17 protein-coding genes and 3 tRNA genes are annotated in these 22,981 nt (G+C 61.3%); 9 read left to right on the top strand and 11 right to left on the bottom strand.

Annotated features, from left to right (window positions below):
- Positions 1–243: 243 nt before the first annotated feature.
- Positions 244–792 carry a SecY-interacting protein gene (syd, locus tag ACUXAC_RS21405; RefSeq protein WP_197757337.1) on the bottom strand — a complete coding sequence of 183 codons (549 nt, stop codon included), beginning with the start codon at positions 790–792 and terminating at the stop codon, positions 244–246.
- A 63-nt stretch (positions 793–855) separates the two neighbouring features.
- Here syd and queF point away from each other — a divergent pair, with 63 nt between their 5' ends.
- The 3 genes from queF (at position 856) to xni (ending at position 4,071) form a co-directional block, all read left to right on the top strand.
- Positions 856–1,701, top strand: coding sequence for an NADPH-dependent 7-cyano-7-deazaguanine reductase QueF (queF, locus tag ACUXAC_RS21400; RefSeq protein WP_147840322.1), 846 nt, complete (start codon positions 856–858; stop codon positions 1,699–1,701).
- 192 nt (positions 1,702–1,893) lie between these two features.
- Positions 1,894–3,258 (top strand): nucleotide 5'-monophosphate nucleosidase PpnN, encoded by a 1,365-nt coding sequence (ppnN, locus tag ACUXAC_RS21395; RefSeq protein WP_038878760.1) that lies wholly within the window; start codon positions 1,894–1,896, stop codon positions 3,256–3,258.
- Between the two features lie 54 nt (positions 3,259–3,312).
- Positions 3,313–4,071, top strand: coding sequence for a flap endonuclease Xni (xni, locus tag ACUXAC_RS21390; RefSeq protein WP_038878759.1), 759 nt, complete (start codon positions 3,313–3,315; stop codon positions 4,069–4,071).
- A 39-nt stretch (positions 4,072–4,110) separates the two neighbouring features.
- Here xni and rlmM read toward each other — a convergent pair whose 3' ends face one another.
- From rlmM to ACUXAC_RS21370, 4 genes are all read right to left on the bottom strand, one after another.
- Complete coding sequence (gene rlmM / locus ACUXAC_RS21385; RefSeq protein WP_047729979.1) at positions 4,111–5,214, bottom strand: 23S rRNA (cytidine(2498)-2'-O)-methyltransferase RlmM; 1,104 nt, start codon at positions 5,212–5,214, stop codon at positions 4,111–4,113.
- Positions 5,207–5,602, bottom strand: coding sequence for a DUF423 domain-containing protein (locus ACUXAC_RS21380; protein ID WP_004931896.1), 396 nt, complete (start codon positions 5,600–5,602; stop codon positions 5,207–5,209). Before ACUXAC_RS21380 ends, rlmM begins: the two co-directional genes overlap by 8 nt.
- A gap of 51 nt (positions 5,603–5,653) precedes the next feature.
- A complete protein-coding gene (locus ACUXAC_RS21375) occupies positions 5,654–6,571 on the bottom strand; it encodes a transcriptional regulator GcvA (protein WP_025304049.1) in 918 nt (305 codons plus the stop codon).
- Between the two features lie 385 nt (positions 6,572–6,956).
- Complete coding sequence (locus tag ACUXAC_RS21370) at positions 6,957–7,181, bottom strand: YgdI/YgdR family lipoprotein (RefSeq protein WP_025304050.1); 225 nt, start codon at positions 7,179–7,181, stop codon at positions 6,957–6,959.
- A 196-nt stretch (positions 7,182–7,377) separates the two neighbouring features.
- Between ACUXAC_RS21370 and csdA the strand changes: the two genes are divergently transcribed.
- The gene (csdA, locus tag ACUXAC_RS21365; RefSeq protein ID WP_308342854.1) at positions 7,378–8,583 is read left to right on the top strand and encodes a cysteine desulfurase CsdA; all 1,206 of its coding nucleotides are present in this window, start codon (positions 7,378–7,380) and stop codon (positions 8,581–8,583) included.
- A 19-nt stretch (positions 8,584–8,602) separates the two neighbouring features.
- On the top strand, positions 8,603–9,037 hold the full coding sequence (gene csdE, locus ACUXAC_RS21360) for a cysteine desulfurase sulfur acceptor subunit CsdE (RefSeq protein ID WP_038878734.1): 435 nt from the start codon (positions 8,603–8,605) through the stop codon (positions 9,035–9,037).
- Here the strand turns inward: csdE and tcdA are convergent.
- Both tcdA and mltA read right to left on the bottom strand, forming a co-directional pair.
- Positions 9,028–9,834, bottom strand: a complete 807-nt coding sequence (gene tcdA / locus ACUXAC_RS21355; RefSeq protein WP_004931886.1) for a tRNA cyclic N6-threonylcarbamoyladenosine(37) synthase TcdA — start codon at positions 9,832–9,834, stop codon at positions 9,028–9,030. The two genes, csdE and tcdA, sit on opposite strands and share 10 nt — an antisense overlap.
- Before the next feature lie 84 nt (positions 9,835–9,918).
- Complete coding sequence (gene mltA, locus ACUXAC_RS21350; protein ID WP_336844399.1) at positions 9,919–11,055, bottom strand: murein transglycosylase A; 1,137 nt, start codon at positions 11,053–11,055, stop codon at positions 9,919–9,921.
- A gap of 216 nt (positions 11,056–11,271) precedes the next feature.
- Here mltA and ACUXAC_RS21345 point away from each other — a divergent pair.
- From ACUXAC_RS21345 to ACUXAC_RS21335, 3 genes are all read left to right on the top strand, one after another.
- A tRNA-Met gene (locus ACUXAC_RS21345) sits at positions 11,272–11,348 on the top strand.
- Positions 11,349–11,405: 57 nt separating this feature from the next.
- Positions 11,406–11,482: transfer RNA gene (locus ACUXAC_RS21340), tRNA-Met, on the top strand.
- Between the two features lie 66 nt (positions 11,483–11,548).
- A tRNA-Met gene (locus ACUXAC_RS21335) sits at positions 11,549–11,625 on the top strand.
- A 90-nt stretch (positions 11,626–11,715) separates the two neighbouring features.
- Here the strand turns inward: ACUXAC_RS21335 and amiC are convergent.
- The gene (amiC, locus tag ACUXAC_RS21330) at positions 11,716–12,969 is read right to left on the bottom strand and encodes an N-acetylmuramoyl-L-alanine amidase AmiC (protein WP_454266868.1); all 1,254 of its coding nucleotides are present in this window, start codon (positions 12,967–12,969) and stop codon (positions 11,716–11,718) included.
- Positions 12,970–13,209: 240 nt separating this feature from the next.
- On the opposite strand from amiC, the gene argA reads away from it, so the two are divergent.
- Positions 13,210–14,535, top strand: a complete 1,326-nt coding sequence (argA, locus tag ACUXAC_RS21325) for an amino-acid N-acetyltransferase (protein WP_025160234.1) — start codon at positions 13,210–13,212, stop codon at positions 14,533–14,535.
- 37 nt (positions 14,536–14,572) lie between these two features.
- Here the strand turns inward: argA and recD are convergent, their stop codons facing one another.
- From recD to ptrA, 3 genes are read right to left on the bottom strand one after another with little or no spacing between them, the layout of a single operon-like run.
- A complete protein-coding gene (gene recD / locus ACUXAC_RS21320; RefSeq protein WP_197658926.1) occupies positions 14,573–16,423 on the bottom strand; it encodes an exodeoxyribonuclease V subunit alpha in 1,851 nt (616 codons plus the stop codon).
- Positions 16,420–19,971 carry an exodeoxyribonuclease V subunit beta gene (gene recB, locus ACUXAC_RS21315; RefSeq protein ID WP_308342856.1) on the bottom strand — a complete coding sequence of 1,184 codons (3,552 nt, stop codon included), beginning with the start codon at positions 19,969–19,971 and terminating at the stop codon, positions 16,420–16,422. The genes recD and recB overlap by 4 nt, the downstream gene beginning before the upstream one ends.
- Complete coding sequence (gene ptrA / locus ACUXAC_RS21310) at positions 19,968–22,856, bottom strand: pitrilysin (protein ID WP_110158679.1); 2,889 nt, start codon at positions 22,854–22,856, stop codon at positions 19,968–19,970. Before ptrA ends, recB begins: the two co-directional genes overlap by 4 nt.
- Positions 22,857–22,981: the final 125 nt, after the last annotated feature.

Here is a 22,981-nt window from a genome sequence, read left to right as displayed (position 1 = left end):
GCTTTCCTGCTCCGCCGGTTCCGTTCCGGTAACGATAAGATCGCTTAAATTCCCCGGAATCACAAGGGTTTGGGAGGTGTCTCACACTAAATTAAGACTAAGAGTTATCCTAAAGAAATTCTAACCAATTGATCTGGATAACAATAATCTCATAGCCTGGAGAAAGGCGGGAAAAATTAAGAGCGATCTCTCACAGGCCGTGTGAGAGATCTCTCACACGGGCGACGGCGAATCCGTCGCGATTCAGTTCAACACCGGGCGCAGCGCATCGAGGAAATTCCCCAGCGTCGCCGCCAGCAGGGTGCGCTTATCGCTGCCGAATTGTTCCAGCACCACGTTGCCGCTGACGTTGCACAACGACACCATCGTCATCTCGGATTCGGTGGTCGCCAGGAACAGCGTTGGCGACAGCTTGAGACGTTTTTGCGTCACCAGATGGCCGATCAGGTTCTCCTGCAGGCGGATAAAATCCTCTTCGCTCCAGACCTGCAGCAGGCTCAGGCGATGCTCGCCGAACTGCGCGCTCATGTCACCGGCGTATTGCTGCGTGTAGAAGCGGTGCGCATCCGGCTGCAAACGCAGCTCCAGCGCGGTTTCTACCTTTTCCAGCGTCGCCGCCGGTTCGAAAGGCCGCGGCAACCACAGCACTTCGTCCTCGCGGTTCTCCACGATGCAGGGCGACGGCACGCCGTACAGCGCCTGGCTGGCCGGCGCGTGGCCGCGCTCTTGCTGCCACAACTCGACATAACGTTGAGTGAATTCACGCAGAGCGTGCGATACATCATGGTCCATATTCTTTCTCGCATACGTTAAACTGACGGCCATTGTACCTATCTCTGACCGAGGTGACAGCAGATGTCCTCATATCAAGACCACCAGGCCCTGTCGGGGCTGACGCTGGGCAAACCCACCGCCTACCGCGATCGCTACGACGCCGCGCTGCTGCAGGCGGTGCCGCGCAGCATGAACCGCGAGCCGCTGGGCCTGTATCCCGATAACCTGCCCTTCCACGGTGCGGACATCTGGACGCTGTACGAACTCTCCTGGCTGAACGCCAACGGCTTGCCGCAGGTGGCGGTCGGTGAAATCAGCCTCAACGCCGACAGCCTGAACCTGATCGAATCGAAAAGCTTCAAGCTGTACCTCAACAGCTTCAACCAAACCCCGTTCGCCGATTGGGAAACGGTGCGCAGCACCCTGCAACGCGATCTGTCCGCCTGCGCCCAGGGCGAAGTCAGCGTCACCCTGTTCAGCGTCGAGCAGTTGGAAGGCACGCCGATCGCCCGCCTGGCCGGCGACTGCATCGACCAGCAGGATATCCGCATCGACAATTATGAGTTCAATGCCGACTACCTGCTGAACGCCGCCGGAGAAGAGGTGGTGGAAGAGCGCTTGGTCAGCCACCTGCTGAAGTCCAATTGCCTGATCACCCATCAACCGGACTGGGGCTCGGTGCAGATAAGCTACCGCGGCGGCAAGATCGATCGCGAAGCGCTGCTGCGCTATCTGGTCTCCTTCCGCCACCACAACGAATTCCACGAGCAGTGCGTCGAGCGCATCTTCAACGATCTGATGCGCTATTGCCGGCCGCAAAGCCTGACGGTCTACGCTCGCTATACCCGCCGCGGCGGGCTGGATATCAACCCGTGGCGCAGCAACGTCGCGTTCGCTCCCGAGCACGGCCGCCTGGCGCGCCAATAAGTGCGAAACATTGCTCAACAACTGAGCTAACGAGCGGTTTGTGTTGGTAAAAGCACAGGGACGGCGGTAAGGTTAAAACGAGGCTGCGGCCGGGCAGAGCGCCCGCTTCGCCGCAGCACGCCAACCATAACGAGATGCTGTTTTGCTGCGTATGGATTACTACCGCCCCGCACCGGGTGCAAAGGAGTTACCTTGATTACACACATCAGCCCGCTTGGCTCTATGGATTTATTGTCGCAGCTGGAAGTAGACATGCTGAAGCGCACCGCCAGCAGCGACCTGTACCGCCTGTTCCGCAACTGTTCGCTGGCCGTGTTGAACTCCGGCAGCCAAACCGACAACAGCAAGCAGCTGCTGTCGCGCTATGAAACCTTCGATATCAACGTGCTGCGCCGCGAGCGCGGGGTGAAGCTGGAGCTGGTCAATCCGCCGGAAGAGGCGTTCGTCGACGGCCGCATCATCCGCTCGCTGCAGGCCAACCTGTTCGCCGTGCTGCGCGACATCCTGTTCGTGCATGGCCAAATCGCCAGCGCCGGCCGCTTCCAGCACCTGAACCTGGAAAACTCGGCCCACATCACCAACCTGGTGTTCTCGATCCTGCGCAATGCACGCACGCTGCATCTGGATGAAGATCCCAACATGGTGGTGTGCTGGGGCGGCCACTCGATCAACGAAAACGAATACCTGTACGCGCGCAAGGTCGGCAGCCAGCTGGGCCTGCGCGAGCTGAACATCTGCACCGGCTGCGGGCCGGGCGCCATGGAAGCGCCGATGAAAGGCGCGGCGGTCGGTCACGCGCAGCAGCGTTACCGCAACAGCCGCTTCATCGGCATGACCGAGCCGTCGATCATCGCCGCCGAGCCGCCTAACCCGCTGGTCAACGAGCTGGTGATCATGCCGGACATCGAAAAACGCCTGGAAGCCTTCGTGCGTATCGCACACGGCATCATCATCTTCCCGGGCGGAGTCGGCACCGCCGAAGAGCTGCTGTACCTGCTGGGTATCCTGATGAACCCGGAGAACAGCGAACAGGTGCTGCCGCTGATCCTGACCGGGCCGAAAGAGAGCGCCGACTACTTCCGCGTGCTGGACGAGTTCATCATGAACACACTGGGCGACGAAGCGCGCCGCCACTACACCATCATCATCGACGATCCGGCGGAAGTGGCGCGGCAGATGAAGCAAGCCATGCCGCTGGTGAAGGAAAACCGCCGCAACACCGGCGACGCCTACAGCTTCAACTGGTCGATCCGCATCGCGCCGGATCTGCAGCTGCCGTTCGAGCCGACCCATGAGAACATGGCGAACCTCAATCTGTATCCGAACCAGCCGCCGGAGCAATTAGCCGCCGCGCTGCGCCGCGCGTTCTCTGGCATCGTGGCCGGCAACGTGAAGGAAAATGGCATCCATGCCATCGAGCAGTTCGGCCCGTACAAGCTGCACGGTGAACCGCAGATGATGAAGCAGATGGACAGCCTGCTGCAGGGCTTTGTCGCCCAGCACCGCATGAAGCTGCCGGGCAGCGCCTATGTGCCCTGCTACGAAATCGTAGCCTGACCCTCAATCCCGGGCGGCGTAACAGCCGCCCTGTTTTTTCTGACCTTACCGCCCATGATGATACACCTACTGATTGTCGACGCCCTGAACCTCATCCGCCGCATTCACGCCGTGCAGGGCTCCCCTTGCGTCAACGCCTGCCGCCACGCGCTGCAGCAGCTGATCCAACACAGCCGCCCAACCCATGCAGTGGCGGTCTTCGACGAGGACGATCGCCGTGACAGCTGGCGCCACCAAATTCTGCCGGACTACAAGGCCGGGCGCTCGCCGATGCCGGAAAATCTGCAGCAGGAGATGCCGCAGCTGCGCGAGGCCTTCGCCGAATTGGGCGTCGCCAGCTGGCATTCTCCCGGCAACGAGGCGGACGATCTGGCTGCCACGCTGGCGGCGAAGGTCGCCGGCGGCGGCCACCAGGTGACCATCGTCTCCACCGACAAAGGCTACTGCCAGCTGCTGGCGCCGAACGTGCAGATCCGCGATTACTTCCAGAAACGCTGGCTGGACATGCCCTTCGTGCAGCAAGAATTCGGCGTACAGCCGCAGCAACTGCCGGACTATTGGGGGCTGGCGGGGATCGGCAGCAGCAAGATCCCCGGCGTGGCCGGCATCGGGCCGAAAACCGCCGTGCTGCTGTTGCAGCAGTCGGGCAGCCTGGACGGGCTCTATCAGCACCTGGAGCAGGTGCCGGAGAAATGGCGCGGCAAGCTGGAGCAACACCGCGAGCTGGCCTACGTCAGCAAACAGGTCGCCACGCTGCGCACCGATCTGTCGCTGGACGGTAACCTGCAGCAGCTGCGCCTGCCGATACAATAAGGGCGCTGCAAGCAGCGCCCTTCATCAGGCTTAACGCGATTAATCGCGCTCGTCGCGCCGGCCAGGCACCGCCGACCACATGCGGCGCACGTGTACGGTGATCTCTTCGCGGTCGTGATACAGCTGCTTGGCGTGCACTTCGACGCTGATGCCGGCGGCGCCCAACGCTTCGCGGATGCTCGTCAGGTTTTGCGACACTTCCTCATAGCGCTTTTTCATCGGCAGCTTGAGGTTAAAAATAGCTTCACGGCACCAGCCTTTCACCAGCCACTGAATCATCAGGCTGGTCACCTTCGCCGGTTTCTCCACCATGTCGCACACCAGCCAGTAGATCTTGCTGCTGTTCGGCTCGAACTTGAAGCCGTCGGCGCGGTGGTGCGTCACCTGGCCGGTTTCCATCAGGCTCGGCGCCATGGGGCCGTTATCCACCGAATGCACCATCATGCTGCGTTTCACCAGCTGATAGGTCCAGCCGCCCGGGCAGGCGCCCAGATCGACCGCGTGCATGCCGCTGGCCAGGCGTTCGTCCCACTCGTCGGCGGGGATAAACACGTGGAACGCTTCTTCCAGCTTCAGCGTCGACCGGCTCGGCGCATCGGCCGGGAAACGCAGACGCGGAATGCCCATGTAGAACGGCGAGTTGTTGTTGCTGTAGGAGTAACCAACGTAGCAGCAGCCCGGCGCGATGAAGAACACGTGCACCACCGGGCGAGTCGGGTTCTCGCGCGCCATCAGCACCTTCTGCTCGCGCATCGCGCCGCGCAGCGGCACCGTCAGCTTGCGGCAGAACTTCATCAGCTCTTTGCTTTCGTTGGTGTCCGGCACTTCCACCCGCAGCTCGCCGCCGCGATCCACCACACCGATCAGCATGCCGACGATCGGCGATACCCGATCTTCCGGCGGCAGATCGCGCAGCAGCTCACCCACCACGATCATCTGGCGGGCGAAAATCAGTTCGCGGAACGGAATTTCCCGCGCCAGGCGGTCGGCATCGTCCGGCTGATAGCATTCGAACAGCACGTAACCGCTGTGCTCTTTTACCCGCGCAAAGCCGTAAATCTCCAGTTGGGCGGCTTTGTCTGTGATCTCCGCCGCACACTCTTTTTCAAAGCCGGGGCGGCAGTACAACGCAATCTTATTCATGGCGCTCGGCCTTTTTCCTCAGACGCAAAGCGCCAATCAACATCAATATCCAGCCGATCAGGAAGCACACGCCGCCAACCGGCGTGATATATACCCAGACCTTCAGGTGCGACAGCGCCAGGCAATAGAGGCTGCCGCTGAACAACACGGTGCCGAACGCCAACAGCGCTCCGCTCCAGTAAAACCACAGGCTCACTCGGCGCTGCATCGCGACCGCCAGCGCCAGGATGGCCAGGGTGTGGAACCCCTGATACTCCAGCCCGGTGCGGATCCAGGCCATTTCGTTGGCGCCGAGCGTACCACTTAGCACATGCGCGCCGAATGCGCCCAACGCGACAAACACAAAGCCGCTGATAGCGGCGAAAACCAGCATGGAACGGCTGCTCATCGTGATCTATCCCATTAAAAATCACCGGCCGCGGCAAGGCGGCGGCCGGCCTTATTGTTCGTAGCGGAAGCGGAACTTCTCTTGTTCGCTGGCGGCACGCGCCAGGATCCACTGCCGGAAGGCGGCTATTTTACCCAGTTCTGCCTGGCTGTCATGACATACCAGATAAAAAGCGTTTTTACTGACCAGCACATCGTTGAACGGGCACACCAGGCGACCGGCTTCAATCTCGGTTTGCGCCATCACGTTGTTCACCAGCGCCACGCCCTGGCCGTGTACCGCCGCCTGCACCACCATGGCGCTGTGGCTGAAGATCGGCCCCTGCTGCACGTTGATGTGCTGCAACCCCAGCTGGCGCGTATAGGCCAGCCAGTCGCGGCGTGAAACGTCGTGCAGCAGCGTATGATAAGCCAGATCCTCGGCGGTTTTCAGCGGATGATCGCCGGTCAGCAGGCTCGGCGAACACACCGGCAGCAGATATTCCGCATACAGGCGCTCGGCACGCAGCCCCGGCCAGTTGCCGCGGCCGTAGAAAATCGCCACGTCGACGTCATCCGCCAGCTTGTCTTCTTCGCGGTCCACCGCCTGGATGCGCACGTCGATCCCCGGATAAGCTGAGTTAAAGCCGGACAGGCGCGGCACCAGCCACTGAATGGCGAAGCTCGGCGGCAGACTGACGGTCAATGCCCCCTTGGCGCTGCGCGCCTGCAGCTTGCGCGTCGCCTCGTTGATCGAAGAGAAGATCTCCTTGATATCAAGGTAGTAACTTTGCCCCTCTTCGGTCAGCAGCAGCGAGCGGTTGCGCCGGCGAAACAGCTTCAGCCCGAGGAAGTCCTCCAGCGACTTGATCTGGTGGCTCACCGCGGCCTGGGTCACGAACAGCTCTTCCGCCGCCTTGGTGAAACTCAGGTGGCGAGCGGCCGCATCGAACACGCGCAGCGCATTGAGGGGAGGTAAGCGTTTAGACATTAAATTAGCTACTTTTGTGTAACATTAATCCGAATGATTCGGCGCCGAAAATCGGGCGGCTTTGCGTGGCAAGCCATCGGTAAACGCTAACGGCGTATTGCCATTAGTTTTTTTAATCCGAGCCATTATAATTTGTCCGTTGAGGATGCGCCAGCAAATACCTATAGTGGCGGCACTTCCCGGGCCGGAACGAAAAGGGAGTGGGTGTCGAGGACGCCGATGAACTTTTGGCTTGTGGTTGTGATGTTGTGTTTGCAAATTGTCCGGCGATTCCGGACATGGTAGCTAGGCTACTGTTTTTTCACTTCCTGTACATTTACCCTGTCTGTCCATAGTGATTTTATGCAGCACCGCAAAACTTGCGGTGCTTTTTTTTGCCTGACGGTTACTGGTTGCTTTCAACCATCTCTTTCACATCGGCACGGTTGATCTGCTGCTCGACGCCGTTGGCGTCTTTATAGCTGATCATGCCGGTGTCGTTGTCCACTTTAGGCTTGCCGTCAGCGACAATGGTGCGTCCGTCATTGGTATGCATCACGTAGTTGCTGGAACAGGCGGCCAGGGTGAACGTAAGCATCAGAGCAGAGAGAACTGCGGCTGTTTTCTTCATTGAGGACTCCTTTGTAGTTTTAAATGCTGATAAATACCTTTTATCTGTATAGATGCGATTAATTAGCGCACATTTAATAGCATAACAAACTTTCCCAATTTTGCCAGGCGATAAGTCCTAATAGGCAGGATCGCTTGTCTCCGGCGGCAAAATAGGACAGGATCACCCATCGACTCAAGCCAGTGACAATCAGGGTATGACGCCTTTTAACCCCAGCCTTTTTCGCCAACAGTTTCCCGCGCTCGCGCAGGACGGCATCTATCTGGACAGCGCCGCCACCGCGTTGAAACCGCAGGCGGTGATCGACGCCACGCAGCAATTTTATCGCGATGACGCCGCCACCGTGCACCGCAGCCAGCATCGGGCAGCGCAGGATCTGACCGCCCGTTTCGAACGAGCGCGCGTCCAAGTGGCCCAGTTGATCAATGCGCCGTCGGCCGACGACATCGTCTGGACGCGCGGCACCACCGAGGCGATCAACCTGGTGGCGCAGAGCTACCTGCGTCCGCGCCTGCAGCCGGGCGATGAAATCCTGGTAAGTGAAGCGGAACACCACGCCAACCTGATCCCCTGGCTGATGGTGGCAGAGCAAACCGGCGCGCGGGTGGTGAAACTGCCGATCGGCGCCGATCGGTTGCCGGATTTGACGCAGCTGCCCACCCTGCTCAACGACAACACCCGCCTGTTGGCGCTGGGGCAAATGTCCAACGTCACCGGCGGCTGCCCGGATCTGGCGCCGGCGATCGCACAGGCGCATGCCGCCGGCGCACGCGTGATGATCGACGGCGCTCAGGGCGTGGTTCACGGCCCGGCCGACGTACAGCGGCTCGACATCGATTTCTACGCCTTCTCCGGCCACAAGCTGTATGGCCCGACCGGCATCGGCGCGCTGTACGGCAAAGCCGAGCTGCTGGCGCAGATGGCGCCGTGGCAAGGCGGCGGCAAGATGCTGACCCAGGCGTCGTTCGACGGTTTTACCCCGCAAAAACCGCCGCACTGCTTCGAAGCCGGCACGCCGAACATCGCCGGCGTGCTGGGGTTGGCCGCGGCGCTCACCTGGCTCAGCGAGCAGGACATGGCGGCGGCGGAGCGCTACAGCCGCGAGCTGGCGGACCAGGCGGAACAGCGGTTGGCGCAGCTACCGGGCTTTCGCAGCTTCCGCAGCTCCGGCTCCAGCCTGCTGGCGTTCGATATCGCCGGCGTACACCACAGCGACATCGTCACGCTGTTGGCGGAGCAAGGCATTGCGCTGCGCGCCGGCCAACACTGCGCGCAGCCGCTGATGGCGGCGTTAGGCGTCAGCGGCACGCTGCGCGCATCGTTCGCCCCCTACAATACGCAACAGGACGTCGATACGCTGGTCAGCGCGTTGACTCACGCCCTCGATCTGCTGGCCGACTGACTTGATTCCCGGAGACGCTATGCTCGCCCCCCATCCTTTTGGCCGAGAGGTCACCGCCGAAGCGTTGATCGCCACCTTCAGCACGCTGAAACAGTGGGAAGACCGCTACCGCCAGCTGATTATGCTCGCGAAACGGCTGCCGCCGCTGCCGGAGGCCTTGCGCAGTGAAGAAATAGCGTTGAGCGGGTGTGAAAACCGCGTCTGGTTGGGGCACCAGTTGCTGGAAGACGGCACGCTGCACTTCTATGGCGACAGCGAAGGCCGCATCGTGCGCGGCCTGTTGGCGGTGCTGCTGACCGAAGTGGAAGGGAAAACGCCGCAGCAGATCGCCGCATTGGATCCGCTGGCGCTGTTCGACCGCCTGGCATTGCGCGCGCAGCTGAGCGCCACCCGCGCCAGCGGCCTGGCGGCGTTGGCCGCCGCCGTAAAGGCCATCGCCGCCCGTTACGCCTGACGCGCCGCCTTCGCCACCATCTTTTTCAGCGCGTGCGACACGGCGACGAAGCCGAAGGTCGCGGTGACCATGGTCGCCGCGCCGAATCCCGCGCTGCAATCCATTCTTTTCGGCCCTTCCGCCGTGCTGCGCGAAGCGCACACCGAACCGTCCGGCTGCGGGTAAACCAGCGGCTCGCTGGAGAAGACGCAGTCGATGCCCAGCTTGCCCTTGCCGTTTTTCACCACGTTGAAATCGTGCTTCAGCCGCTCGCGCAGCTTGGCGGCCAGCGGATCCTGAATGGTTTTCGCCAGATCGGCCACTTCGATCTTGGTCGGGTCAATCTGCCCGCCGGCGCCGCCAGTGGTCACCACCGGGATCTTGAAGCGGCGGCAGTATGACAGCAACGCCGCCTTCGGCCGCACGCTGTCGATCGCGTCGATGACGTAGCTGAAGTTATGGTCCAGCAGCTCGGCGACATTGTCCGGGGTGATGAAATCGTCGATGCAGGTCACCCGGCATTCCGGGTTAATCGCCAGGATACGCTCCGCCATCACCTCGGTTTTCGATTGCCCGACGTGTTGGCGCAACGCGTGGATCTGGCGGTTGGTATTGGTGACGCAAACATCATCCATGTCGATCAGGGTGATGGCGCCGATGCCGGTGCGCGCCAGTGCCTCAGCCGCCCAGGAACCCACGCCGCCGATGCCAATCACGCAGACGTGCGCCTGCGCGAACACCGCCAGCGCCTGCTGGCCGTACAACCGCGCCGTGCCGCCGAAACGCTGCAGATAGGCTTCCGAATAAGCTGTGCTCATAACGCTTTAATTACCTTCGTAATGCAAATGATAAGGGCCGGAAAATCCGGCCCTTGCGGGTCACTCTTTTCACGCCGTATGCGTTTAGCGGGTGGCCAGCAACGAACCGCCGCCGTTTGACTGATTGGCGCTGAACAGCTGGCCACCGCCGTTGTTCTTCAGCACCCAGACGCGGCCATAGTGGTTGTAGTATCCCGCCGAGTGGCCGGCTTCCGGCCCGATGCCCTGATACATGTCAAAATGCTGGCCCTTGATGGCGCCGCCCACGTCGAGCGCGACCATCAGGCGCATCTCGTATTTTCCCGTGAATTTGCCCTTGTTGTCCAGCAGCGGCACTTCGGCCAGCAGCGTGGTGCCCGCCGGGATCAGCGAACGGTCGGAGGCCACCGAGGCTTTGGCGATCAGCGGCACCGCGCTGGCGCCCTTCACCGGCGCAAAAGCTTCCGGGCGGAAGAACACGAACGATGGGTTTTGCTCCAGCAGCTCACGCACCTCTGCGGCGCTGTGGGTATCCGCCCACTGACGGATCGCCTGCATCGACATGTCCGCCTTGGCCACTTCGCCGCGATCGATCAGCACCTTGCCGATGCTGCGATAGGCGTGGCCGTTCTTGCCGCCGTAGCCGAAGAACACCAGCGGCTGGCCGTTGCCGTAGTCGACGTAGCCACTGCCCTGGACTTCCATCATGAAGTTGTCCATCAGCGAGTTGGTGTAAGCGATGATATAGCGATCGTCGAGCGCGCCGGAATAGATGCCCGCGCGATCCGGCAAGCGGCCTCTGCCCTTCGGCGGCATGCGGTACAGCGGATAGCGGAACTCGCCCTGTTGGGTATAGCGCGCCTGCACCACCGGCGTGTAGTAGCCGGTAAACTGCACGTTGCCGTAATTGTCGACGCCTTCCATCTGGTAAGCGCTGAGGCCGTACTGGCTCAGCATGCGCGTGTCGGCGCCGGACGCCATCCAGCTTTGCACCGCCTGATAGGTGCTGTTGTTGCGGTTAAACAGCGAAGGCGACGCGTACTTGATCTCCATCAGCTGATCCGAGTAGTCCTTGGCGTTGACCGGCGAACCTTTGGCGTTGGGCTGATTGACCAGCTCCAGCGATTGATCCAGACGGCCGTCTTTATATTGCTGACCCCGATCGGTCGGCTTGGACGAACAGCCCGCCAACACCGCCACTATCACCCCGCCCAGCAGGTATTTGCCCCAACGTCCTTTCATCGCGCACACTCTCAAACTGATATGATCTACCGGCTGAACGATAACAAACGCTCATTGATAAAGGAATCGCTGCAAATAAAAAAAGCCGCACGGAGGATGGTGATGAAAAAGAAGGCAAATTGCGGGCAAATCCAGCAGAAAAACGGGTTTAGGCCAATAAAATGCAAAAAGGGTTTGCAACAAAACGCACGGAGAGTATAGTGCGCATCCATCGGACGCGGGGTGGAGCAGCCTGGTAGCTCGTCGGGCTCATAACCCGAAGGTCGTCGGTTCAAATCCGGCCCCCGCAACCAACCGATGCCGCATTGGCGGTATTTGCGTTTGGCTTCGATAACAAAGTATTATACGGACGCGGGGTGGAGCAGCCTGGTAGCTCGTCGGGCTCATAACCCGAAGGTCGTCGGTTCAAATCCGGCCCCCGCAACCAACCGAATGTCGTACCAGCGGCATACCATGAAACGGTGGTTTCGTAGTAATACAGCATCAAGACGGACGCGGGGTGGAGCAGCCTGGTAGCTCGTCGGGCTCATAACCCGAAGGTCGTCGGTTCAAATCCGGCCTCCGCAACCAACTCTTGATGACAACAGACAAGCACCCTGACGGGTGTTTTTTTGTATCTGCAATCCGCAAAAATAGCCGGACTCGCGCCCGGCCCTGCTTCTATCGGCTCGCCAGCGCGCCGCCGTTGGCGAAATAAGCCTTGATGCCCGCCAGAATCGACTCCGCCACCTGCTGCTGGAAATGGCTGGTGCGCAGCTTGCGCTCCTCTTCGATATTGCTGATAAACGCCGTTTCCACCAGGATCGACGGGATATCCGGCGCCTTCAACACCGCAAAACCGGCCTGATCGACGCGATTCTTGTGCAACCGGTTGATTTTCCCCATCCGATTCAACACTTCCTTGCCGAACTTCAGGCTGTCGTTGATGGTCGCGGTCTGGATCAGATCGAACATGGTATGGTCGAGATAACGGTCGCCGCTCTTGCTGACGCCGCCAATTTGGTCCGACGCGTTCTGCGTCTGCGCCAGGAACTTGGCCGCCGAGCTGGTGGCGCCCTTGGTGGACAACGCGAACACCGATGAACCGCGCGCCGCGCGGCTGGTAAAGGCGTCGGCGTGAATCGAAACGAACAGATCCGCGCGCTGCTTGCGCGCCTTGGCGACGCGCACCTTGAGCGGGATAAACACGTCTTCGTTGCGCGTCATGAACACCTTCATGTTCGGCTCGCGCTTGATCATGGCTCTCAGCTTGCGGGCAATCTGCAATACGATGTCTTTCTCGCGCGTCTTGTACTTGCCGATAGCGCCGGGATCTTCGCCGCCGTGGCCAGGATCCAGCATGATGACGATCGGCCGATCGCGCCCCGCCTTGCCGGCCTGCGGCGCTTCCGGCGGCAACGTGCGCTCCAGATCGCCCTTGTTGTAATCTTCCAGTAACGCCAGTAGCGGATCATACTCCTCACCGCCGCTGCCGGCCTTGGTCGGGTAGAGATCCATGACCAGACGGTTGCGATACTCCGGCACCGGCGCCAGCGTGAAAATATGCGGGCTGACGCTCTGCTTGAGCTCCAGCACCAGCCGCACGGTATTCTGATCGAACTGGCCGACGCGCGCCTGCTTGAGATAAGGGTCGTCGGCACGTACCTGCCCGGCGATGCCTTTCAGCACGCTGTTAAGGTGAACGCCTTCAATGTCCACCACCACGCGATCGGGATTGGTTAGGGCAAACTGCTTGTATTTCAGCTCGACGTTGGATTCCAGCGTGACGCGGGTATAAGTCGAGGATGGCCAGACGCGCACGGCGATCACGTGCGATGACGCGGCGAAGCCCGTGCGACTCACACTCAGCAACCAGCTGGCGGCAACGCCCTGTAATAAACGACGGCGGCCCAGATTGTGATTAGAGTTTGGCATGCGGCTCCGGCAGTAATAGCTGTTTACAACAGATGAAAAAAACACCAATAGAATGGGGATGCCGAAAACTTTAACCAATCATTCCAGCCCTGTCATCAGAAAATCTTTTTATGGTTTTTCAATTTATTAACGATTTAGCCCCCTTAGCGCACTCTTCATGACGATTTCTCGCTTGCCATTGGTGCCATAAAAGAATAAAAATACAAAAATATCGTATAAATATGCAAAAGAGGTTTGGCCGTGAAGGAACGTAGTACAGAGCTGGTGCAAGGATTCCGTCACTCAGTCCCCTATATCAACGCCCACCGCGGCAAAACGTTTGTCATCATGCTCGGCGGGGAAGCCATCGAACACGAGAATTTCTCCAACATCGTCAACGATATCGGGCTGCTGCATAGTCTGGGCATTCGCCTGGTGGTGGTTTACGGCGCACGGCCGCAGATCGACGCCAATCTGGCGCAGCACAACTATGAGCCGATCTACCACAAACACACCCGCGTGACCGACGCCCATACGCTCGAGCTGGTCAAGCAGGCCGCCGGTTTGTTGCAGCTCGATATCACCGCCCGGCTGTCGATGAGCCTCAACAACACGCCGCTGCAAGGTGCGCATATCAACGTGGTCAGCGGCAACTTCATCATCGCGCAGCCGCTGGGCGTCGATGACGGCATCGACTACTGTCACAGCGGCCGCATTCGCCGCATCGATGAAGACGCGATCCACCGCCAGCTCGACAGCAACGCCATCGTGCTGATCGGCCCGGTCGCGGTTTCGGTCACCGGCGAGAGCTTCAACCTGACTTCGGAAGAAGTGGCTACCCAGTTGGCGATCAAGCTGAAAGCGGAAAAAATGATCGGTTTCTGCTCCTCGCAAGGCGTGACCGACGCGGAGGGCAACATCCTTTCCGAGCTGTTCCCCAACGACGCGCAAAAGCGCCTTGAAGAGCTGGAGGAAGGCGGTGATTACCATTCCGGCACCGTGCGCTTCCTGCGCGGGGCGGTGAAAGGCTGCCGCAGCGGCGTGCGCCGCAGCCACCTGATCAGCTACCAGGAGGACGGTGCGCTGGTGCAGGAGTTGTTCTCACGCGACGGCATCGGCACCCAAATCGTGATGGAGAGCGCCGAACAGGTGCGCCGGGCGACGATCAACGACATCGGCGGCATTCTGGAGCTGATTCGGCCGCTCGAACAGCAGGGTATTCTGGTGCGCCGTTCGCGCGAACAGCTGGAGATGGAGATCGACAAGTTCACCATTATCGAACGCGACAACCTGACCATCGCCTGCGCGGCACTGTACCCGTTCTTAGAGGAAAAAATCGGTGAGATGGCCTGTGTCGCGGTACATCCCGATTACCGCAGCTCTTCGCGCGGCGAGATGCTGCTGCAGCGGGTGGAAAACCAGGCGCGGCAGATGGGGCTGAAGAAGCTGTTCGTGCTGACCACCCGCAGCATCCACTGGTTCCAGGAACGCGGATTCACCCCGGCGGAAGTCGACGTGCTGCCGATGCAAAAGCAGGCGCTGTATAACTACCAGCGCCGTTCCAAAATCCTGCTAGCCGATCTGTAATCCCCACGGCGCGGCCGTTGCCGCGCCCCTTCAACGCTTATTCCGTCGCCTGTAGCCGTTCAGCCAATCCGCTGCGACGCTGAGTCGGCATGCGAATGGCCCGCAGCAACACCGCCTCCGTGGCATACAGCGAGAGCTGCTTACGCGCGCGAGTGATCGCGGTATAGACCAGCTCACGCGTCAGCACCGGCAGGAAGTGATTCGGCAACACCAGGACCGTATGGTCAAATTCCGATCCCTGAGATTTGTGCACCGTCATGGCATAGGCGGTTTCATGCGCCGGCAAACGGCTCGGCTGCACCGACTTGATGCTGCCGTCCGGCAGTTGGAAATGTACGCGCAGATCGCCGTGCTCATCCGGCAGCGTAATGCCGATATCCCCATTGAACAGCCCCAGCGCGCTGTCGTTGCGGCCGATCATCACCGGCCGCCCCCGGTACCAGCGGCCGAGCACGCCCGGTTTGCGGTCGATCAGACCGGCACGCTGCAGCCCGAGCTCAATACGATCATTCAAGCCGGCGACGCCGAACGGCCCTTCACGCAGCGCGCACAGCACCTGAAAACGGCCAAAGGCCGCCAGCACCGCCGCCGCGTCCGCGCCTTCGGCGGTCAGCCGCAAATAGTCGCGATAGCCCGCCACGCAGGCATCCAACAGCGCCTGATACTCTTCGCTCGTCGCCAGCGCATAGCCCGTGACATCGCCGAAACTGCCGTTTAATGCCGCCAGCGCGCGATCCCCCGCACCGGCGTTGACCGCCAACGCCAGCTGACCGATGCCGGAACGGGCATCGAAACGGTAGCTCTTGCGCAGCAGACACAGGCTGTCGCGCACCGCCGCTTCCGCATCGGCCTGCCGCCCTGCGAGCGAACAGCCGGTCAGGCGGCTCAGCTCTGCGGCACGCGCGTCGCTGTATCCCTGCTCGGCAAAGCGGCAAATATCTCCCAGCACCGCGCCGGCCTCCACCGAGGCCAGCTGATCGCGGTCGCCGAGGAAAATCACCCGCGCCCGATCGGGCAGCGCGGCAATCAGGCGCGCCATCATCGGCAGATCGACCATCGAGGCCTCATCCACCACCAGCACATCTAAATGCAGCCGGTTGCCACGGTGATAGCGCATGCGCTGACTGTTCGGTTGCGCCCCCAACAGACGGTGCAACGTCGCCGCCTCCGTCGGGAACAGCGCCTGCTGCGCCGGGGTCAGCGCCAACTGGCGGCTGGCGCTGCCAAGCGACTCCGTCAGGCGCGCCGCCGCCTTGCCGGTCGGTGCCGCCAGTTGAATGCGCAAGCGCGCGCCTTCATCCAGCTGCACCAGCGCCGCCAACAGCTTGGCGACGGTGGTGGTTTTACCGGTGCCAGGCCCGCCGGAAATGACCGCGATACGCCGCGTGGCGGCCACTGCGGCGGCGATCTTCTGCCAATCGGGTTCGTCGCTCGCCGCGCCGAACAAGCGGTCGAGAATAATGCGCAGCTCAGCCTCCGGCACCGCCAGCGACTCGCCTTCACCACCGATAAACGCCGCCACTTCACCTTCGTTTTGCCACATGCGCTGCAGATACAGACGCGGCCCGCGCAGCACCAGTGGCGTAGCGCTACTGCCGTCCCCAACCGCTGCGCTGGCCGCCAAACGCTGCTGCCAACGCGCGCTATCCGGTCGCCCGGCCGCCTCCCACACCGCCAACGCCAACGCCGGCTGGCGCCCTTCAAACAGCGTGTCCGCCTGCAGCTGTTCCAGCATCAGGCAGACGTGGCCGGCCCCCGCCTCTGCGCTCAGGCAGGCGGCGGCCAGCAAAATATCGGGCTCGTCTTCGTTCGCCACCACGCGGGCGAACTGCACGTCCAGCGGGCGCAGCACGCCAAGCGCTACCGCCTGCTCCAGCAGTGCGATCATGATCCTTCCTCCGTCGCCACAGCTTCGCCGCTGAACAAGCGATCCATCCCCTCTACCAGCTCAAGCTCAGGGAGACAGGTGAAAATGCCGTTGCCCGGGTGCGCCGCATCCACGCCGCGCAGGAACAGATAAATCACCCCGCCAAAATGGCACCGATAATCGTAATCCGGCAACCGATGACGCAGATAACGATGCAGCGCCAGCGTATACAGCTGGTATTGCAGATCGTAACGATGCTCCGCCATCGCCTGCTCCATCGCCGGCCGGGTATAGGCGCTACTGTCTTCCCCCAGCCAGTTGGACTTGTAGTCCAGCAGGTAGTATTTGCCCTGCCAGCAGAACACCAGGTCGATAAAGCCTTTCAGCATGCCCTGCACCTGATGAAAATCCAGCGCCGGACAGCGGGCGGAAAGCGGATCGTAACGCTTCACCAGGGCATCGAGCTCCTTCGCCTGCAACAGCCGGTTGATCGGCAAATAGAACTGCAGCTCGGCCTGCTTGTGCTGCGGCGTCAGCGCCGCCAGCGTCACGCCGCTGTCGGCGAGCGGCGTGTTGAGCAACACCTGCATCCACGCCAGCAAAATCGGCTGCCAATGTTCGGCGAACCCGTGCTGTTGCAGCTGTGCCAGCAGCCACTGTTCGTCTAACGGCTGAGTGAAATCCAATGTTTCGAACAGGCTGTGCAGGAAGGTGCCGGGCGTTGCGCCGCGCGGGAAGGTATGCGGTGTGAGCGCTGGCTCACTTTCTTCCCCGCGCTCGCCCGCGGCATCGACATCCAGACGCGGCAGCAGATCTTGCATCAGGCTCGCGCCGTGCTGTTGCAAACCGGTATAGCTGGTCACCCGCCAAAAATCCTGGATCCGCCGGGTAAAACTTTTCGCTTCCAGCGCTTCGGTCAGCGACGCCTGGGGCTGCCAGGGCACCTCGTCCGGCGGTTCCACCAGCGACAGCGCAATACCGCCGCCCGCCAGTTGCTGCAGCCGCTCTTGCAGATACGCGGCGTCGCCGGCCTGCCCGCCCTGCACCAGATAACCCAATGCGCTGCGGTGCAGATCGGTCTCGCCCTGTTTCTTGCGCGTGCCCTGGAACAACGGCGCAATGCCGATGCTGCAGTGGTACACCGAGCGGGTCAGCGCCACGTACAGCAGACGCAGGTCTTCCGCCAACCGCTCCTCCTCCGCCCAGGCCTGGCTCTCTTCATTGGCGTCGAGATCCAGCAATGCCTGGAAGCTGTGGCGATCGTGATACAGCGCCTGTTGCTGCTGGCGGAAATTGCCGACGAACGGCAGCCACACCAGATCGAATTCCAGCCCCTTGGACTTGTGGATGGTGATCACCTGCACCAGATGCCGGTCGCTCTCCAGCCGCAGCTGTTGATTGTCGGACTGGCGATTAGGCTGGGCAATCTGCTGCGCCAACCAGCGAACCAGCGCATGCTCGCTGTCGAGCTGCGCCGCCGCCTCTTGCAACAGCTCCCCCAGGTGCAGCACGTCGGTCAAGCGACGCTCGCCGCCGGCGCTGGCCAGCAGGTTCTCCGCCAGCTGGCGTGCTTTCATCACCTCGCTCAGCATCGGCAACACGCCGCGGCGCAGCCAGAGCGTGCGGTAATTGTCGAACTCGTTAACCAACGCGTCCCAGGCGCGCTCATCGCGGCTCAGGCCGTCCAGCGTCGGCGCGTCCAACCCCATCAGCCCGGTGGCCATGGCGCTGCGCAGCGTGCGCTCCTGTTCCGGCGCCAACACCGCCTGCAACAACCACAGCAGGTCTTTGGCCTCCGGGGTGTCGAACACGCTGTCGCGGTTGGACAGATACACCGACGGAATGGACAGCGCGCTCAGCGCATCGCGCACCAACGCCGCCTCATTCCGGCTGCGCACCAGCACTGTGATATCGGAGGCTTGTACCGAACGAGGCTCCTTGCCGCCCTGCAACCATGCCTGGCCCTGCTGCCCGGCGCTGAGCCAGTCGCGAATTTGCGTGGCGCACAGGCGCGCCATCAACTGTTGGTAATCACTTACACCGGCGCCTTCCCCCTGCTGCAGCCAGAACTGCATCGCCGGTTGCGGCTTGCCGTGCAGGTCAAACGCCAACCCTTGGTTCTTTTCCGCCGCGCTGACCTCGATAAAGGGGATTTGGCCGAACAGGAAAGGCTTTTCTACCTGAGAAAACAGGTGATTGACGCTGGCGACCATCGACGGCGACGAGCGCCAGTTGGTCTCCAGCGTATAGTGGGCGCTCACCTCTGAACGCGCCCGCATGTAGGTAAAAATGTCGGCGCCGCGAAAGGCGTAAATCGCCTGCTTGGGATCGCCAATCAGCAGCAGGCCGCAATCGGGCCGGCCGACATAAAGCTTTTGGAAAATGCGGTATTGCTGCGGATCGGTATCCTGGAATTCATCGATCATCGCCACCGGGTAGCGCTGACGGATCGCCTGCGCCAGCTGTTCACCACCGCCGCTTTGCAGGGCGCCGTCCAGCCGGCTGAGCAGGTCGTCAAACCCCAGCTCGGCACGCTGGCGCTTTTCCTGCTGAATGGAAGTGCGGATCTCGCTGAGCGCACGCGCCATGATCAGGTCGCGCAGCGTCAACGGCTCATCGAACAGCTCGTCGATCGCCGTGAACAGCGCATGCCGCGGCGGCTCGCCTTTCTTGGTCTTCTCCAGCAGCACCGACTGGCGAAATTTATCCAGTTCCTTCGGCAGCTGATAGTCCTGAGTCTCCTGCCCGCTCCATTCGCCGACCTTGTTCAGCCAGTTTGGCAGGTGCTTGCTGCTGTAGCTGCGCTTATCGACGCCGGACTGGGCGATCAGCGCCTCCAGCTCGCCCGCCGCCGCCCGCCATTGCGCCTTGATGGCGTCGATGCGCGCGACGATCTGCTCGTGGCGCATCAGGACGGTTTCTTCATCCTTCGGCGGCCGACGCAGCGCCGGCGCCTCACCGTGCAGATAGCCGGAAAGATCGGCCAGCAACGCTTCCGGGCCGCTCCACTCCTGGCTGACCGCACGCGCCACGCCCAGCGGCAACGGATAGCAGTGGCGACGCCAGAAGTCGGCACAGGCCTGCCGCCGCAGCGGCAGTTCGTCCTGCACCAGCGTTTGTTCAAACAGCATGCCGGACTCGAAGGCGTTGTGCGTCAGCATTCGTTGGCAAAAGCCGTGAATGGTGTAGATCGCCGCTTCGTCCATCTGCCGCTCCGCCGCCAGCAGCTGCGAGGCGGCGTCGGTCAAATCGTCAATTTCAGCCATCAGCGCCGAAAACAGCGGGTTGGCGCTGACACCCCGTACGCAGGCGATGCGTAATCCGTGAATATTGTCGCGGATACGCCCGCGCAGCTCCTCGGTGGCGGCCTCGGTAAAGGTCACCACCAGGATTTCTTCTACCGTCAGCGGACGAGGAAACGCCGCTTCACCGCCCAATCCCAGCAGCAAACGCAGGTACAGCGCGCCGATGGTAAAGGTTTTGCCGGTGCCCGCCGACGCTTCGATCAGGCGTTCGCCGAACAGCGGCAGCGTCAGCGGCTCCAGCCTCTGCGGGGCCGTTTCCGTCATGGCGTCGCCACTTTGCGCGGTAGGATCTGCTGCAATGCAGACGCGTTCGGATAGGTGACCCAGTCCTTAGGCGCCGCGTAATCCGCCTTATCTTGCCCGCTGCCGCTCACCTGTGACAGCACCGCCAGCCCCTGTGGCTGGATCACCGCCTGGTGGAAATAATCCGCCAGCTTGGCCGGCGTCAGCTGCTGCACCTGCGCGATCAGCTTCTGACGGGTATCGAAGGCGAAATTGCCGCGATCGAAATCGTTGGCGAACCGGCTGGCCTCTTCGCTCAGGGTTTGCGGCCGCTGCTTCAGCTCATTGATGAGCGCCTGTTTGTACTGCTCAAAGTCCGCCTCGCTCATGTCGCGCAAGCGCTTCTCGGTTTTCGGGTAGAAATCCTGATAACGCTGGTACAGGTAGGCCGGCTGCTTGCTGTTGCTCTGCAACAGGAAGCCCACGCCCCACTGGCGCCCCACCGACATCGGGAAGGCAAAGACCGCATACCCTAATTGCTCCTGAGTGCGCAGTTGGCTATAGAACCACGGCTGAATAATCTGCCCCAGCAGCGAGCTGTAGGCCATGCCGGTCACTTCGTCGTAGCCGGTCGGCACATAGACCGCCGCCAGCGCCGAGTCAGTGCTGCTGCCCACCTGTTGCAGGTTGGCCAGCTGATTCTTGTCCACCACCACGTCTTCGCCGTGCCACCATTCGATGCCGGTACAGCCCAGGCGATGTTTCAGCGTCGACGCCAGCGTGTCGACCTGCTGCTTGCTCATGTTGCCCACCACCAACAGCTCTGGCGTGGCCTCGGCCAACAAGCTATCGCGATAGGCCAGCACGTCTTTCAGCGTCAGCGTCTTCAGCACTTCGCGGCGCTCGCTGCGTTCGGAATACGGCACGCGGGAAACCATCTGCACCGGCTGAATGGCCAGCTCAAACGCCTTGCCCTTCTCGGCGGCGTCCAACTGTTCCAGATACCAGGATTTGGCCTGCGCCAGCTGATCTTCCGTCGGCGTGAAGCTGGAATAGCCCTCGATCAGCGCCGTCAGCAACTGCGGCAAACGCTGGGTAAAACCGTTGGCGTTAAACATCAGGCCGTTGTTCGGCGAGGTCGAGAAGCTCAGCCCGCCGACCGATGCCTGATAGCTCAGTTGATCCAGCGCGAGGCCGGCCAGATAATCCGTCAGCGAGAACAGCACCTGGTTACGCGCGGAATCCATGGTTTTGGCGTTGCGGAAAGCGACGGTGACGTCGGCCTTCGGCTCGTCGGCGAAGTAACGGCTCGGCATGTACAGCACGCGCAGGCCAGGTTTATCCACCACCATTTCCGGCTTTTTGAACTCGTGCGACGGCTTGGTCAGGGTAAAGTCATCCGGGATGTACGGGTTGAGCGCTGGCAACGACAGGGAAATGCCGCTGCCCAGCTGCTGCCACTGCGTAAAACGCTGCGGCGTGATTTTGTCGACCTGGTAAGGCGCGTTGACGAAATAGGCCGTCTTGTTGTGCGGCTCATCCGGGCTAACGAACCAGATGCGCGCGTTTTGCGGCGTCATGGCATCCAGACGTTCGGCGATCGCCTTAGGATCATAACGATCGGCCAGGTAAGGCGCGTCCAGCGCATGCTCAACCGGCACGCGCAGCATGGTGTCCACCAGCCATTCGATGTAGTCCATGTCGCGCGTGATCGACGGATAACGGAAATCCAGGTTCAGAACATGCGAGATTTCATCGAAGTAGCTCTGCTTGATGCCTTCGCTGCGCAGCATTTTCAGGTAGTTGAAAATGGCGGCGACGACTTCGTCGCGCTGGGCCAGGCCTTTGTCGGTCAGTGAAACGCTGATGGCGAAGACGCCGCCGTTGCGATCGACCATCGGATCGGCGCCGGCATTGATGGCGTCCGCCAGCCCCTGCTTCTGCAACCAGTCAGACAGGGTGTTCTTGCTGCGGTTGCCGATCAGGTAGCTGATGTAGGTATCGGTTTTGCTGCGAAACGCGGCGCTGTTGTTATCGATGCGGAACTCGACCTTCAGCTGCTTGCGCGGCTGCGCCGGCACATAGTGAATGATGATGCCCTGCTGTTCCGGCGTCACGGCCGGCACGGTGATCGGCGGCACGCTGGCGTCGTGATTCGGCACGCGGCCAAAGGTTTTTGCCGCAATATCAGCCAGCTGCGGCAGCGGCTGATTGCCGTACAAAACGCCCATCATCAGGTTGGCGGAGTAGTAGCGTTTATAGAAGCCGGTCAGCTCATCGTGCAACTTGCTGTCCGGCTTGTCTTTCAGCGTATCGAGATTACCGCCGGAGAAGCGCGCGCTCGGATGCGCCGGGTTAAGGGTTTCCGCGCCGACCTGCGCCATACGCATGCCATCGCGCGAACGTGCCATCGTCAATTCGGCGTTCACCGCGTTGCGCTCGCGATCGGCATTGCCCGGATCCAGCAGCGGCTCGGCAATGGCGTCGGCCATGCGATCGACCGCCGGCTCCAGCGCGTCATTTTCCACTTCCAGATAGAAGGCAGTGCGATAAGAGGCCGTGCTGGCGTTGTGGCTGCCGCCGTGCTTTTTCAGGAATTCGGACAGGTTCTCCGGCTCTGGGTAACGTTTGGAGCCCATCAGTACCATATGCTCCAGATAGTGCGCCAAGCCCAGTTGGCTGTTCGGATCTTCGAGTGACCCGACCGGCAATGCCAGCGCCGCCAGCGATTTCGGTGCCTGGGCATCGGACACCAGCAACACCGTCATGCCGTTAGCCAACTTGATCGCTTCATACTGACGTGGATCGTGTTCGCTCTTGTTGATCTTCTCCGCCAGCGGTTGCCATCCTTGCGCGGCCCAACTCAACGGTGCCCAACACATAGCCAATAATACCAGCCCGGCGATACGGGCCAACTGTCTGCGCATATCCAAAATAAACCCCTATTCTGACGTCGCTACGCCCACTCCCTGACGTTGGCGACGTGCATCAAAACCACATAACCAAATCGGTACTCGCCGGGTTCTTCGCCAATGTGGCGGCCCGAAACACG

The sequence above is a fragment of the Serratia sp. 121840015-1 genome, from assembly GCF_053627655.1.
The sequence above is the reverse complement of the archived record's forward strand: the minus strand, read 5'-3'. Positions and strand labels throughout refer to the sequence as shown.

What these genes read in the sequence shown, in the direction of transcription:
- syd (WP_197757337.1), bottom strand. Translation starts at nt 792, where the DNA reads ATGGACCATGATGTATCGCACGCTCTGCGTGAATTCACTCAACGTTAT.
- queF (WP_147840322.1), top strand. Translation starts at nt 856, where the DNA reads ATGTCCTCATATCAAGACCACCAGGCCCTGTCGGGGCTGACGCTGGGC.
- xni (WP_038878759.1), top strand. Translation starts at nt 3,313, where the DNA reads ATGATGATACACCTACTGATTGTCGACGCCCTGAACCTCATCCGCCGC.
- rlmM (WP_047729979.1), bottom strand. Translation starts at nt 5,214, where the DNA reads ATGAATAAGATTGCGTTGTACTGCCGCCCCGGCTTTGAAAAAGAGTGT.
- ACUXAC_RS21380 (WP_004931896.1), bottom strand. Translation starts at nt 5,602, where the DNA reads ATGAGCAGCCGTTCCATGCTGGTTTTCGCCGCTATCAGCGGCTTTGTG.
- ACUXAC_RS21375 (WP_025304049.1), bottom strand. Translation starts at nt 6,571, where the DNA reads ATGTCTAAACGCTTACCTCCCCTCAATGCGCTGCGCGTGTTCGATGCG.
- ACUXAC_RS21370 (WP_025304050.1), bottom strand. Translation starts at nt 7,181, where the DNA reads ATGAAGAAAACAGCCGCAGTTCTCTCTGCTCTGATGCTTACGTTCACC.
- csdA (WP_308342854.1), top strand. Translation starts at nt 7,378, where the DNA reads ATGACGCCTTTTAACCCCAGCCTTTTTCGCCAACAGTTTCCCGCGCTC.
- csdE (WP_038878734.1), top strand. Translation starts at nt 8,603, where the DNA reads ATGCTCGCCCCCCATCCTTTTGGCCGAGAGGTCACCGCCGAAGCGTTG.
- tcdA (WP_004931886.1), bottom strand. Translation starts at nt 9,834, where the DNA reads ATGAGCACAGCTTATTCGGAAGCCTATCTGCAGCGTTTCGGCGGCACG.
- mltA (WP_336844399.1), bottom strand. Translation starts at nt 11,055, where the DNA reads ATGAAAGGACGTTGGGGCAAATACCTGCTGGGCGGGGTGATAGTGGCG.
- amiC (WP_454266868.1), bottom strand. Translation starts at nt 12,969, where the DNA reads ATGCCAAACTCTAATCACAATCTGGGCCGCCGTCGTTTATTACAGGGC.
- recD (WP_197658926.1), bottom strand. Translation starts at nt 16,423, where the DNA reads ATGATCGCACTGCTGGAGCAGGCGGTAGCGCTTGGCGTGCTGCGCCCG.
- recB (WP_308342856.1), bottom strand. Translation starts at nt 19,971, where the DNA reads ATGACGGAAACGGCCCCGCAGAGGCTGGAGCCGCTGACGCTGCCGCTG.
- ptrA (WP_110158679.1), bottom strand. Translation starts at nt 22,856, where the DNA reads ATGCGCAGACAGTTGGCCCGTATCGCCGGGCTGGTATTATTGGCTATG.